Origin of the sequence: Phaeobacter sp. JH20_29 (genome assembly GCF_048056175.1) — a bacterium.
Taxonomy (GTDB): domain Bacteria; phylum Pseudomonadota; class Alphaproteobacteria; order Rhodobacterales; family Rhodobacteraceae; genus Phaeobacter; species Phaeobacter bryozoorum.
This window is the reverse complement of record NZ_JAYMWO010000013.1, coordinates 173,953-186,876: the sequence shown is the minus strand read 5'-3', so window position 1 is coordinate 186,876 and position 12,924 is coordinate 173,953. Positions and strand designations below refer to the sequence as shown.

The 12,924-nt window shown below is 62.8% G+C and carries 10 protein-coding genes; 3 read left to right on the top strand and 7 right to left on the bottom strand.

Annotated features, from left to right (window positions below):
* Window positions 1–6: 6 nt before the first annotated feature.
* The 7 genes from VWZ85_RS10650 to purC all read right to left on the bottom strand — a co-directional run bounded on the left by VWZ85_RS10650 (window position 7) and on the right by purC (window position 8,922).
* Window positions 7–429, bottom strand: coding sequence for a DUF4440 domain-containing protein (locus VWZ85_RS10650; RefSeq protein ID WP_416588218.1), 423 nt, complete (start codon window positions 427–429; stop codon window positions 7–9).
* Between the two features lie 75 nt (window positions 430–504).
* Window positions 505–3,420: an Rne/Rng family ribonuclease gene (locus VWZ85_RS10645; protein WP_416588216.1), complete on the bottom strand. Its 2,916-nt coding sequence runs from the start codon at window positions 3,418–3,420 to the stop codon at window positions 505–507.
* Window positions 3,421–3,985: 565 nt separating this feature from the next.
* Window positions 3,986–5,323, bottom strand: a complete 1,338-nt coding sequence (locus tag VWZ85_RS10640; protein WP_340545395.1) for a sigma-54 dependent transcriptional regulator — start codon at window positions 5,321–5,323, stop codon at window positions 3,986–3,988.
* A 29-nt stretch (window positions 5,324–5,352) separates the two neighbouring features.
* Entirely contained in the window at window positions 5,353–7,122 is a 1,770-nt protein-coding gene (locus VWZ85_RS10635; RefSeq protein ID WP_340545394.1) for an ATP-binding protein, read from the bottom strand.
* Between the two features lie 37 nt (window positions 7,123–7,159).
* Window positions 7,160–7,828, bottom strand: a complete 669-nt coding sequence (gene purQ, locus VWZ85_RS10630) for a phosphoribosylformylglycinamidine synthase subunit PurQ (RefSeq protein ID WP_416588214.1) — start codon at window positions 7,826–7,828, stop codon at window positions 7,160–7,162.
* Entirely contained in the window at window positions 7,825–8,058 is a 234-nt protein-coding gene (gene purS, locus VWZ85_RS10625) for a phosphoribosylformylglycinamidine synthase subunit PurS (RefSeq protein WP_416536096.1), read from the bottom strand. The genes purQ and purS overlap by 4 nt, the downstream gene beginning before the upstream one ends.
* Window positions 8,059–8,160: 102 nt before the next feature.
* Window positions 8,161–8,922 (bottom strand): phosphoribosylaminoimidazolesuccinocarboxamide synthase, encoded by a 762-nt coding sequence (gene purC / locus VWZ85_RS10620; RefSeq protein WP_340545391.1) that lies wholly within the window; start codon window positions 8,920–8,922, stop codon window positions 8,161–8,163.
* A 280-nt stretch (window positions 8,923–9,202) separates the two neighbouring features.
* Between purC and VWZ85_RS10615 the strand changes: the two genes are divergently transcribed.
* The 3 genes from VWZ85_RS10615 (at window position 9,203) to bmt (ending at window position 12,896) form a co-directional block, all read left to right on the top strand.
* The gene (locus VWZ85_RS10615) at window positions 9,203–9,520 is read left to right on the top strand and encodes a DUF1476 domain-containing protein (protein ID WP_340545390.1); all 318 of its coding nucleotides are present in this window, start codon (window positions 9,203–9,205) and stop codon (window positions 9,518–9,520) included.
* A 113-nt stretch (window positions 9,521–9,633) separates the two neighbouring features.
* Window positions 9,634–11,790, top strand: coding sequence for a phosphatidylglycerol lysyltransferase domain-containing protein (locus VWZ85_RS10610; RefSeq protein ID WP_416588212.1), 2,157 nt, complete (start codon window positions 9,634–9,636; stop codon window positions 11,788–11,790).
* A gap of 89 nt (window positions 11,791–11,879) precedes the next feature.
* The gene (gene bmt / locus VWZ85_RS10605) at window positions 11,880–12,896 is read left to right on the top strand and encodes a betaine--homocysteine S-methyltransferase (protein WP_416536100.1); all 1,017 of its coding nucleotides are present in this window, start codon (window positions 11,880–11,882) and stop codon (window positions 12,894–12,896) included.
* The last annotated feature ends 28 nt before the right edge of the window (window positions 12,897–12,924 follow it).

Sequence of the window (12,924 nt, the reverse complement as noted above, 5' to 3'; positions counted from 1 at the left end):
CAGCGCCTAGGGGAGCGGGTTTTCCGCCCCCTCTGGCAGGGCCTCGGTGTCCTGGCTGAAGATATTGATCCAGACCGCATCGACGCGCTGCCAGATTGAACTGACATACATTGTGGCGGCCTCTGCATCCCCGCCGGTCTGGTCCGGGCGGGCATAGGTGGCACGATAGGCGAGCAACGCGCAATCGGGTGCCAACGACAGGACGCGCGCCTGCTCAAGTCTGAACCATGCCACTGTGGGTCCGTTGGCCAGCTGTTCGCAATGATCGTCGCGCCCGGCAAAGCCGCTGGGGTAGACGCCCAGAAACTGCGGATGCAGCGCGGCGCGGTCCGCGGCAACATCACCCCGCCGCAACGCCGTCCAAACGGCGGTTTCCGCCGCCAGCAGTTGGTCCAATAACGGATCCATCACGGGGGGCTCGCTCTGCATGGAGGTGCTCCTGATGTCTTGAGACCTGACATGAAAAAGGCGGGCTAAACGCCCGCCTTTCTTTGGTTTTGCTGATCAGCTACCAACCGACCACCAACCGCGCCGCTTGGGCTTGGGCGGGCTGACTGGCTCCGCCTCTGCGCCTGCCAGCGCAGGTTCGGCCTGGTCCTCAGGCGCCGCTTCGCTAGGCGCTTCGGCAGCGGTCTCCGTCGGCGCCTCGACGTGATCTGCGGCCACATCCTGCGCGGTCGCTTCATCGGTCTCGATCGGGTCGGCCGTTGCCGGTTCGGCTGGAACCTCCTGCGCGGCGGTCGGCTCAACCTCCGCAGTGTCTGGCTGTTCGGGTGTGGAGACGGTGTCTGCCGCTTGGGTTTCTTCCACCGGAGCCGCCCCGTTGAGAGCTGCTGCTGGTGTGGGTGCCACCTCCTCCTCGGTCGGGGCCTCCACAGACGCCTCCTCTGCCGTCGCCTGCTCATCCGAAGGCTCCGGGGCGGGATCCGCCTCCTCTGCGCCGGCTTCGGCCGGTGTCTCACCATCGGCTGCCACGGTCTCATCGGTCTTCTTCTTGCGGCTGCGCGAACGGGTGCGGGTGCGGGTGCGTTTCTTCACCTCGCCCTCACCCTCCTCGGGTGCGGCGTCCTTGCCTTCTGCGGCATCAGCTTTGTCGTCGCTGTCGTCTGCGTCGCCATCTGCCGAGTCTGCGGCCTTCTGGTCATCAGATTTCGCATCCGCCTGAGCGTCGCCGTTGGTCTCATCGCCCTCACCGCCGGAGGACTTCCGCCGCCGCCGACGACGACGCTTGCGCTTGGGTTTGTTGTCCCCATCGCCCTCGTCGCCAGAGGCTTGGGTCTCTGCGACATCCGCGTCATTGGTATCGGTCTCGACCTCATCATCGGCCTCCTCGGCCGCCTCGTCGGCGTCGACCTGATCCATGATCGAGGTATCAACGGATACCACCGGCGTCGTGACAACAGGAACCACACGCGAGGCGGTCTTGAACTTCTCGAGCGAGAAATCCGGGCTGACCAGATGCGGGTCACCCTCGATCCGCACGGACAGTCCATAACGGGTTTCGATCTGGGCGATATGCTCGCGTTTCTGGTTCATCAGATAGTTGGCAATGCTGACCGGGCAGCGCACCAGCACCTCGCGGGAGCGACGGCGGGTGCCCTCTTCCTCGATCTGGCGCAGGATCGACAGCGCCAGCGAGTCATCCGACCGGATCAGACCGGTGCCGTGACAATGCGGGCACGGCGCGGTGGTCGCCTCGATCATGCCGGGACGCAGACGTTGACGCGACATTTCCATCAGGCCAAAGCCGGAGATCCGGCCCACCTGAATACGGGCGCGGTCGGTCTTCAGCTTGTCCTTCATGCGCTTTTCGACGGCGGCGTTGTTCTTGCGCTCGTCCATGTCGATGAAGTCGATGACGATCAGACCGGCAAGGTCACGCAGACGCAGCTGGCGCGCCACCTCTTCGGCGGCCTCCAGGTTGGTCTTGAGCGCGGTTTCCTCGATCGAGCCTTCCTTGGTGGCGCGACCGGAGTTCACGTCGATTGCCACCAGCGCCTCGGTCACGCCGATCACGATGTAACCGCCGGATTTCAGCTGAACGGTCGGATTGAACATCGCACCGAGGTAGCTTTCGACCTGGAACCGGGCAAAGAGCGGCAGCTGATCCTGATAGTTTTTCACGTTCTTGGCGTGGGACGGCATGATCATTTTCATGAAGTCCTTGGCGATGCGGTAGCCGCGTTCGCCCTCAACCAGAACCTCGTCGATCTCGCGGCTGTAGAGGTCGCGGATCGAGCGTTTGATCAGATCGCCCTCTTCGTAGATCTTGGCCGGTGCGATGGATTTCAGCGTCAGTTCGCGGATCTGCTCCCACAGGCGCTGGAGGTATTCATAGTCACGCTTGATCTCGGATTTCGTGCGTTTGGCACCGGCGGTGCGCACGATCAGCCCCGCGCCGCTCGGCACGTCCAGTTCAACCGCAATATCTTTCAGCTTTTTGCGGTCGGCGGCATTGGTGATCTTGCGCGAGATACCACCACCGCGCGCGGTGTTGGGCATCAGCACGCAGTAGCGGCCAGCCAGCGACAGATAGGTGGTGAGTGCTGCGCCTTTGTTGCCGCGCTCTTCTTTCACGACCTGAACCAGCAGGACCTGACGGACCTTGATGACTTCCTGGATCTTGTAGCGACGCGGGCGCGGTTTGCGCACCGGACGAATGTCTTCGCTGTCGTCTTCCTCGGCAACGGATTCGATATTCTCATCCTTGGCCGTCGCATCGGCAGCGGTCTCGGCATCGTCACCGTCGTCATCGGCAGCCGCATCAGAAGCGTCTTCTGCCTCTGCCGCAAGATCGTCAGCGGAGCTGTCGTCCTGTGCTTCCGGCTCTGGCGAAGCTTCCTTCACCGCTTCTTCGACAACCACCTCTGCGGCGGCGGTCTCATTGCCGTCTGTGGCCTCGGGCACATCCGCCAGCTTGGTGTCAGCTGCGGCCATGTCATCGGTCAGGTCGATGGTTTCCATACCCGCGATGTCGGCGCCGCCTTCGCTGGCCTCCGGGCTGACATCTTTCGTCTCGACGACATCGGCGGATTTCACCTCGGCAGCCCGAGTGCGACCACGACGCGACCGCGACTGGCGCTTGGCAGGCCTTTCCTCTTCCTCGTCATCACGGGCGCGTTGTGCCTCGGCATAGGCGCGCTCTTCCTCCATCAGGGCCTCACGGTCGGCGACGGGGATCTGGTAATAGTCGGGATGAATTTCCGAAAAAGCGAGGAAGCCATGGCGGTTGCCGCCATAGTCCACAAAAGCTGCCTGCAGCGAAGGTTCGACGCGGGTTACTTTTGCGAGGTAGATATTGCCAGCGAGCTGACGTTTGTTTTCGGATTCAAAGTCAAATTCCTCAACCTTGTTTCCATCGACCACCACAACGCGGGTCTCTTCCGCGTGGGTGGCATCAATAAGCATCTTCTTTGCCATGAGTCCTTGGTGCACCTGCCGCGCACGCGCGCATCTGGCCCGTTTCCGGGCGGACGTGAACGATTGGGGTGGTGTCTTGTCTGGGCGATGTCTTGAGGCGCGCGATTGGCCCATGCAGTACAGCGGTTAGCCCCGGAACATCTGTCCGGCCCTCCTGCCTGTCTGCTGTTCTCTCTCGCGCGCGTCATCGCGTTTCTTCTCCGACAGGTGGGAATATCCGCGCCCTGCCCTGATTATATCCCTGCTGGGAAACCCCAGTCAGGTGCTAAACTGCCCCGAAATACTGCGGGGCCAATCGGTCTGACTTTGCTTTCTCGGATCTTGCCGGACAAAAACAAAGGCAGCGAATCTCATCAAGAGGGGCAGGATCACTCTAGTCCCGTCCCCATTTAGGCAGCATAAGACCTGTGGATAGGTAATGACAATGGTCATTCGTCACACCTGCAATCTAAATGCTATCCCCTTGGTTCCTAGACTGAAAATCATGAATATTCCGTTACCGGAACGACAAGGACCGCCCCCAGGAGGGAGGCGGCCCAATCTTGGTTAACGCGCGGTTTGGCGGTCAGGACAGATAGTCGGAGCGTTGCAGCCCGTATTTGGCCATCTTTTCGTTGAGCGTCCGGCGCGGCAGGCACAGCTCATCCATGACGCTGGCGATGGACCCTTTGTGGCGCCGCATGGTGTTGTCGATCAGCATCCGTTCGAAGGCTTCGACATATTCCTTCAGCGGCTTGCCTTCGGTGGTCATCACCGGTTGCATATCCTCGTGGTCCGACATCAACAGCGATGCAATGGTGCCAGAGCCACGACGCGACTGCAGCACGGCCCGCTCGGCGATATTGATCAGCTGGCGCACATTGCCCGGCCAGGGCGCCTGCAACAGCTGCGCGGCCTCCTGGGCGCTCACCTGAGGTGCGTCACAGCCGTATTCTTCGGAAAACTGTTCGGACAGGCGGGTGAACAGCGTCAGGATATCCTCGCCGCGCTGGCGCAGTGGCGGCACGGTGATCCGAAGCGCGGCAAGCCGGTAGAACAGATCCGGGCGCAGCGCGTCTTCGCAGGTCTTGCCGGCTTCCTGCAGGTTGGAGATCGCCACGATGCGCGTCTCCCCCGGAATGCCCTGCTCATTGATGACGCTAAGCAGCTTGGCCTGGAGCGTTTCGCTCAGGGCTTCGACATCTTCCAGCACCAGGGTGCCGCCACGGGCCTCCTCAATGGCGGGGAGCGAGCTGTCTTCGGGCTGCATCGGACCGAACAGGCGCTTGGACAGCGCCTCCTCTTCCAGCGCGGCGCAGGAGACCAGCACGAATTTCTTGCCCGCCCGGCTGCCGACCGCGTGCAGCGCGTGGGCCACCAGCGTCTTGCCGGTGCCGGTTTCGCCGTCGATCAGCACATGGCCATCCGCCTGCCCCAGATCCAGGATATCCTCGCGCAGGCGCTCCATCACCGGGCTGGAGCCGATGAGTTTCTTCATGATGGTGCTGCCGTCGGAGAGCTCGCGCCGCAGCACCCGGTTGTCGAGCGTCAGGCGGCGGGCCCCGGTGGCGCGCTTGGCCAGTTCCGACATGCGATCCGGGTTAAAGGGTTTTTCGAGAAAGTCGAATGCGCCAACCCGCATCGCCTCAACCGCCATTGGCACATCACCGTGACCGGTGATCATGATGACCGGCAAGGCTGAGTCGCTGCCCATCAGTTTCTTCAGGAACTGCATCCCGTCCATGCCCGGCATCTTGATATCCGAGATGACAATCCCGGGATAATCCGGCCCCAGCACCTTTAGCGCGTCCTCGGCGCTGGCAAAGGTCTCGGTGTCATAGCCAGACAGCGCCAGCCATTGGCTGATCGACTGTCGCATATCCTGTTCATCATCGACGATCGCGATTTTCATGGCCTGTGCCATTCGCGTGCCCTCCATCCAGTGATACCGCGCTATTCCGCGGCCTCGATACCGTCCACAAGGATCGGCAGTTGCATTTCAAATACGGCGCCACCGCTCTGCCCGTTGCGGGCGGTCAGCCGACCGCCTAGGTCGTTCACGATACCCGAGGAGATGGCAAGCCCCAACCCAACCCCGTCCCCCGGCTGCTTGGTGGTGTAGAAGGGTTCAAACAGGCTGCCGAAATCCTTGATCCCCATCCCGTTGTCGCGCACCGACAGAGTGGCTGTCTCGCCCGCCGCCAGCAGGATTTCGACCTCCGGGTCTTCGACTGACTTTGTAGCATCTAGTGCGTTTCGCAACAGGTTCACCATCACCTGCTCAATCCGCATCCGATCGCCCATCACATAGACCGGTTCCTCGGGCAGGATACGGGCGATCTTGACGTGCCGCTGACGCAGCTGCGGCTCCATCATCGACAGCGAGGAGGCAAGCGCATCGCCCATATTTACGGGGCTGAACGTATCACCGCCCTTGCGCGCGTAGGACTTCAGCTGGCGGGTGATCGCGCCCATCCGTTCAATCAGATCGTCGATCCTGCCAAAGGAGGCCAGCGCCTCCTCGGGGCGGTTGCGATTGAGCAGCAGCCGCGCCCCCGCCAGATAGGTTTTCATCGCCGCCAGCGGCTGGTTCAGCTCGTGGCTGACGGCCGCCGACATCTCACCCAGAGCGGCCAGTTTCGAGCTCTGCGCGAGGCTCTGTTCGGCCACTGCGAGGGTCTCCTGCATGCGTTCGCGTTCGGCAATTTCCCGCTGTAGCCGTGCGTTCAATACGCGAAGCTCTGCCGACTCGCGCTGGAACAGCGCCATGCGCAGCGCGGTGCGACGGCTCAGCGCATAGAAAGCCAGCGCCAGCAGAATGGCGAATCCCATGATCTCAAGCGCCAAAACCGTGTTCACCCGTTCGCGGATCGACGCGTAGGTGGTGAAAGAGGTCAGCCGCCAGCCCTGAAACGGGATCCGGGATTCCAGCCGCATCACCGCTTCGCCCTGGAGATAGGCATCGGCGGGCAGCGCGGTCCAATCCGTGGTGGCCCGGATCGCGCGCTGAATGGCCCCCTCAGGGGTCTGCAATTGCAGCGCATCCGCCTCCGACAGGCCGCGCCAGCGCGACTCCGTCGCCAGAATGATGGTGCCGGTGCTGTCGGACACCATCACCGCATCCGAAATCCCTGCCCATGCGCGCTCGAACTTCTGCAGATCGACCTCCACCACGATCACCCCGAGGATGCCGGAGGTGTCGACGATACGGCGCGAATAGGTGAAACGATAGCTGCCGACCTCGCTGCGGATCGCCGAGAACACGGTGGTTTTGGAGCGCAGCGCGTCGACGAAATAACCCGCATTGCGGTGAGTTTGGCCCAACCGGTTGCGATCGGTGGCGGCCACGGTGCGCCCGTCCTGCGCCATCAGCATGATGGAGGCGGCGCCGATTTCCTCGACAAAGGAGATCAGCCGCTGGGTCGAGAGCGAAAAATCATTCGATTGCAGCGCCGAGATCAGTGCCTGATCCCTCGCCAGAAGCTGCGGCACGATGGCGTGGCGCCCCAGCTCGCTCACCAGGTTGCCAGAGTAGAGCGCAAGACGCAGCTCAGCCCGGTTGCGGGTGCTTTCGGTGAAGCGATCGGTCAGCGCCCGATTGGTGACCCAGACGGTCACCGCAGCGACGGCCATAAGCAAGAGCAAAGCAAGACGCACCCGCCACGAGGTCGTGCGGGAGCGCGGTTTTCCAGAGGATAGGGTTGCGTCACGCGCGGCAGTCATAGGCAAAACCTAACGCAAGCCGCCGCGCATTCACAAGTCACGCCGCAGTGAATAGCCCGGCCAATGCGCGGAACACTGCCGCCCCGTCGGTGCCCCCGTGGCCTGCATCCGCAGCCCGCTCCGGGTGAGGCATCATGCCCAGAACCCGGCGGTTTTCCGACAGGATACCGGCAATATCGGCCACCGAGCCATTGGGATTGTCGACATAGCGGAAGGCGACGCGGTCCTGATCCTGAAGGGCGGCGATGGTGTTGGCATCGGCATAGTAGTTGCCGTCGTGATGCGCGATCGGCACGCCGATCACATCACCTGCCGCATAGCCTTCGGTAAAGACGCTGTCGGCTGTCGCCACCTGCAGATCGACGGTGCGGCAGATGTATTTCAGACCGGCATTGCGCAACAGCGCGCCCGGCAGCACGCCGGTTTCGGTCAGAATCTGGAAGCCGTTGCACACGCCGATGGCATAGCCACCGCGATTGGCATGATCGACAACCGCTTGGCAGATCGGTGACTGGGCGGCAATGGCGCCGCAGCGCAGATAGTCGCCATAGGAAAACCCGCCCGGCACGCCAACGATATCGACACCCTCGGGCAGCGCGCTGTCCTTGTGCCAGACCATGGAGACGTCACAGCCCGCCTGTTCAAACGCCACCGCCAGATCGCGGTCGCAGTTGGACCCGGGGAAGACAACAACAGCCGCCTTCATCCCTGCATCTCGATGCTGTAGGATTCGATCACGGTGTTGGCCAGCAGCTTTTCGCACATCGCGGTCACATCCGCCTCGGTGGCATCATCCGCCAGATCGAGGTCGATCACCTTGCCCTGACGCACGCCGCCCACCTTGTCAAAGCCCATGGCGCCAAGCGCGTGGCGCACGGCCTCGCCCTGCGGATCCAGAACCCCGTTTTTCAGCATTACATGCACGCGTGCCTTCATCGCATTTTCCCTCAGGTTTCGATGGCAAAGCCCGGATTAGGGGCCTCTAAGTTAGATAGTCAAAATCCCGCCCTTTGGTCAGGGCGGGATCCATGAATCAGGTCAGTTTACCAGCGTCGGCTTGCCGCTCGCCGGCGGGTTGTTCGGCATCACGCCCAGACGCCGGGCCACCTCGGTATAGGCGTCGGTCAGATTGCCAAGGTCGCGGCGGAACACATCCTTGTCCAGCTTCTGACCGGTTTTCATGTCCCACAGACGGCAGCTGTCAGGGCTGATTTCATCGGCGACGACCAGACGCTGGAAATCGCCGTCATAGATCCGGCCGATTTCGATCTTGAAATCCACCAGCTTGATCCCGACCGCCAGCATGACACCGGAAAGGAAGTCGTTCACCCGAAGCGCGAGGCTGAGGATATCATCCATATCCTGCTGGCTGGCCCAGCCGAAGGCGGCGATATGCTCCTCGGTGACCAGAGGATCCCCCAGCGCGTCGTCCTTGTAGCAGTATTCCACAATCGGGCGCGGCAGCTGGGTGCCCTCGTCAATGCCGAGGCGTTTGGAGATCGACCCGGCCGCATAGTTGCGCACGATCACTTCCAGGGGAATGATCTCGCAGCTGCGCACCAGCTGTTCACGCATATTGAGCCGTTTCAGGAAATGGGTCGGCACGCCGATCTGCCCCAGACCTTGCATGAAGAACTCGCTCAACAGGTTGTTGAGCACGCCCTTGCCTTCGATGACATCCCGCTTTTCCGCGTTGAAAGCGGTGGCGTCGTCCTTGAAGTACTGAACGATGGTGCCCGGTTCGGGACCTTCATAAAGTGTCTTCGCCTTGCCTTCGTAGATCTTCTTGCGACGTGCCATGCGGAGCCTTTCGGGAAAAAAGCGGGAATCTCATGCCCGGGAACTGTCGCCCTCATACGGCAAGGGGGGCCGTGCCGCAAGCTTGGTCCCTGCCCGCCCGCAATCACGATTGGGGAGACGGGCTTTTCGTCCCTGCGGGCTTGCTGTGCTATGATGGCCCGGCGTGGTCGGGGAGCCACGCGGATTCTGGGATCAATTGCCCCGCCCGCCTCTTGTTGGCGCAGCGCGCCATCCACATATCACAATGATCTACGACACTTATCGCCCTGAGGGAGGATCCATGACCACTTTCGACGACCGCGAACACGCCTTTGAAGCGAAATACGCCCATGACGAGGAAATGCAGTTCAAGGCGCAGGCCCGCTGCAACAAGATGCTCGGGCTGTGGGCCGCTGGGCTGCTGGGCAAAACCGGCGCTGATGCCGAGGCCTATGCGCATGAGGTGATCAAATCCGATTTCGAGGAACCGGGGTTTGAAGATGTGCTGCGCAAGGTCAGTGCTGATCTGGAAGGTCGGGCCACCGCGGATGAGGTACGCCAGAAGCGGGCCGCCCTGCTGCCGGAGGCCAAGGACCAGGTCCTGAACGACAGCGCATGATTTTACGCGCATTTCACGCAGGACCGGCAGCGATGGGACTGGCATTAACCGGGTGACAATCCATCAGGTGTAGCGTGTCGGATGGCGACCTGCCATTTGACACAAGGATGCTGATGCCCAGCCTACTGTCCCCTGCCGCCCGCATCTTTGCGCGGACTGCCGCACGCGGTCTGCGCCTGATGCTGCCTGTCGCCGTGATGATCGGCTGTCTGGCATTGCTGCAGGCCCATGTGGCGCTGCCCGATCTGGCGGAACTGCGCGGGATATTGCGCTCTCTTGCGCCGTGGCAATGGGGCGCTGCGCTGATGGCCACCGCGGTAAGCTTCTGGGCTCTGGGCCGCTATGACAGCGTTGCGCACAGGCACCTCGGGACCGGGCTGGATGGCCCGCAGGCGCGGCGCGCCGGTATGATAGCCATCGCGGTGTCGCAAACCCTTGGGTTTGGTCTGGTCACCGGCGCCTTTGCCCGCTGGCGCATGCTGACGGGGCTGCGCCCGATCCGTGCTGCCCAGCTGACCGGAATGGTCGCCATCACCTTCCTGATTGCACTGGCGGGTATCTGTGGCGGTGCCCTGATCCTGAGCCCGCCCCCGGTGTCCAGCCCATGGCTGGGATCGGCTATTCTCCTTGCAACTTTCGCCATGACCGCTGCCATGGTGGCGGTGCCGGTGGTGCGGATCGGCCGGATGACCCTGCGCTGGCCCTCGCTGATGGCGATTTCCGCGCTTGGGTTCTGGGCCATGATCGACGTGGTGGCAGCTGGCACAGCGCTGTGGCTGCTGCTGCCTGCCTCTGTCGAGCTGTCTCTTGCTGCAATGTTGCCCGCCTATTTTCTGGCGCTTGGCGTTGCGATCCTTTCCTCGGCGCCCGGCGGCGCCGGCGCATTCGAACTGGCGCTTTGCGCGATGTTGCCCGCAGATATCACCCCCGAAGTTATCGCGGCTATCCTCGGGTTTCGTCTGGTCTACTACCTGCTGCCGGCGATCATTGGCGGGATCTGCCTCGGGTGGCCTGCGCTGGCCGAACTGCCACGACGATTGGCAAGCAATGCGCCCGACGCTGAGCTCTCTGGTCCCGAAGACATGCAGGCCCTCAGCGGCAGTCGGATGCGCCCAGCCGCACAGCTGCCGCAGATCCGTCCTGTCGCCGAAACCGCGGTGATCCAGCAGAATGGCGGACATCTGCATGCTTTTGGCTTCAATCAGGTGGCGCTGCTGGACAGCCCGCAGGCCTCAATCGCGCTCTTTGGTGCGGTGAGCGGTCATCTAAGCGAACTTCTTCCGGGCCTTCACCACCATGCCAAACACCGCAATGCCGTTGCCTGCCTCTATAAGTGCACGGCCCGCGACGCGGTTGAGTGTCGCCGTGCCAGCTGGCGGGTGCTTCGGATCGCGCAGGAGGCGGTGCTTCACCCCGCGACCTTCAGAGAAACAGGCTCAAGCCGGCGCCAGCTGCGACGCAAACTCCGGCAGGCCGAAAAGGCGGGCGTCTGCGCCCTGCCCGCAACCGCCGAGCTGCCGATTGAACAGATGAAAGCCATAGATGCCGCCTGGCAGTCCACCCACGGACAAGCCAAGGGCACGACGATGGGACGGTTTCAGGTAGAATATCTGGCACAGCAGCAGGTGTTTATCGCCTGGCATGACAAGCGCATGGTCGGCTTTGTCAGCCTTCACGCCATCGCACATGAATGGTGCCTCGATCTGGTGCGCCTGCTGCCCGATGCCCCCGATGGCACCGGCCACGCGCTGATCCGCGCGGCGCTTGCTGCGGCGGCGGAGAGCGGCGTTTCGCGCCTGTCACTCGCCGCGGTGCCCGATCATCGTTTTGCCAAGCGCCTGGATCCCGGCTTGCGCCGCTTCAAGACCAGCTTTGCCCCGACGTGGGAAGATCGCTATGTGGCCGCGCCCTCATTCCTGCACATGCTCATCGCCCTTGGCGAACTGCTGCGGCTGGTCCATCATCCTGCGCCGCTGCCCCATTGGCCCAGATCGACCGAAACCGATGGCAGCGACGACACAGCACCGCGCGATGGCGACCGTGGACCGGATGGCGAGCGGCTGAACGGCAGCGTTGCCGACACAAACGCCCGGACCGAAGAGAGCCTGTGGCGCAAATTCGAGCGCCGCGCAGCAGCTGCCCGCGCGGCCCGAAAGCAGGCCTCGGGCAGATGGTCCGACGTGGCAGATCGCGATGATCCGCCGCCCGATGGTGATCGTCTTCATAATGAAGATGAAGAAAATGAAATTGCCCTCACCCGCCGCGCATGACAGACCGGGCCATTGACACAAGCCGACCCCAGGTGCCGATAGCGGCGAGCCGCGGCCCAACAACCGACATCACCCCACAGGAACATCCCATGACAAATACTTTCACAACCCTGCTGGAAACCAAGGACGCCCTGCTTGCCGATGGGGCCACTGGTACCAATCTGTTCAATATGGGACTGCAATCCGGTGACGCGCCTGAACTGTGGAATGTGGACGAACCCAAGAAGATCACCGCGCTTTATCAGGGATCGGTCGATGCAGGCAGCGACCTCTTTCTGACCAACACCTTTGGCGGCACCGCAGCCCGGCTGAAGCTGCACGACGCGCAGCGCCGTGTGCGGGAGCTGAACATTGCCGGCGCAGAGCTGGGTCGCAATGTCGCCGATCGCTCCGAGCGCAAGATCGCGGTGGCCGGATCCGTTGGCCCGACCGGCGAAATCATGCAGCCGGTGGGCGAATTGAGCCACGCGCTGGCCGTCGAGATGTTCCATGAACAGGCCGAGGCCCTGAAGGAAGGCGGCGTTGATGTTCTGTGGCTGGAGACGATCTCCGCGCCCGAGGAGTTTCGCGCCGCGGCGGAGGCGTTCAAACTCGCCGATATGCCCTGGTGCGGCACCATGAGCTTTGACACCGCAGGGCGCACCATGATGGGCGTGACCTCATCCGACATGGCGGAGCTGGTCGAGGAGTTTGATCCGGCACCGCTGGCGTTTGGCGCCAACTGCGGCACCGGTGCCTCGGATATTCTGCGCACCGTGCTTGGCTTTGCTGCGCAGGGCACCAGCCGCCCGATCATTTCCAAGGGCAACGCGGGCATTCCCAAATATGTCGATGGTCACATCCATTATGACGGCACGCCAGCCCTGATGGGCGAATATGCCGCCATGGCGCGCGATTGCGGCGCCAAGATCATTGGCGGCTGCTGTGGCACCATGCCCGATCATCTGCGCGCCATGCGCGAGGCCCTGGATACCCGCCCTCGCGGGGAGCAGCCGACGCTGGAGCAGATTGTCCAGATCCTCGGGCCGTTCAGCTCAGACAGCGATGGCACCGGCGAGGATAACGCGCCCGAACGGCGCAGCCGTCGCGGCCGCCGGCGCGGGTAACACCCGCCCGACCGGCATTGCGTTTTCA

What these genes read in the sequence shown, in the direction of transcription:
- bmt (WP_416536100.1), top strand. Translation starts at nt 11,880, where the DNA reads ATGACAAATACTTTCACAACCCTGCTGGAAACCAAGGACGCCCTGCTT.
- VWZ85_RS10645 (WP_416588216.1), bottom strand. Translation starts at nt 3,420, where the DNA reads ATGGCAAAGAAGATGCTTATTGATGCCACCCACGCGGAAGAGACCCGC.
- VWZ85_RS10640 (WP_340545395.1), bottom strand. Translation starts at nt 5,323, where the DNA reads ATGGCACAGGCCATGAAAATCGCGATCGTCGATGATGAACAGGATATG.
- purS (WP_416536096.1), bottom strand. Translation starts at nt 8,058, where the DNA reads ATGAAGGCACGCGTGCATGTAATGCTGAAAAACGGGGTTCTGGATCCG.
- purC (WP_340545391.1), bottom strand. Translation starts at nt 8,922, where the DNA reads ATGGCACGTCGCAAGAAGATCTACGAAGGCAAGGCGAAGACACTTTAT.
- VWZ85_RS10610 (WP_416588212.1), top strand. Translation starts at nt 9,634, where the DNA reads ATGCCCAGCCTACTGTCCCCTGCCGCCCGCATCTTTGCGCGGACTGCC.
- VWZ85_RS10615 (WP_340545390.1), top strand. Translation starts at nt 9,203, where the DNA reads ATGACCACTTTCGACGACCGCGAACACGCCTTTGAAGCGAAATACGCC.
- purQ (WP_416588214.1), bottom strand. Translation starts at nt 7,828, where the DNA reads ATGAAGGCGGCTGTTGTTGTCTTCCCCGGGTCCAACTGCGACCGCGAT.
- VWZ85_RS10635 (WP_340545394.1), bottom strand. Translation starts at nt 7,122, where the DNA reads ATGACTGCCGCGCGTGACGCAACCCTATCCTCTGGAAAACCGCGCTCC.
- VWZ85_RS10650 (WP_416588218.1), bottom strand. Translation starts at nt 429, where the DNA reads ATGCAGAGCGAGCCCCCCGTGATGGATCCGTTATTGGACCAACTGCTG.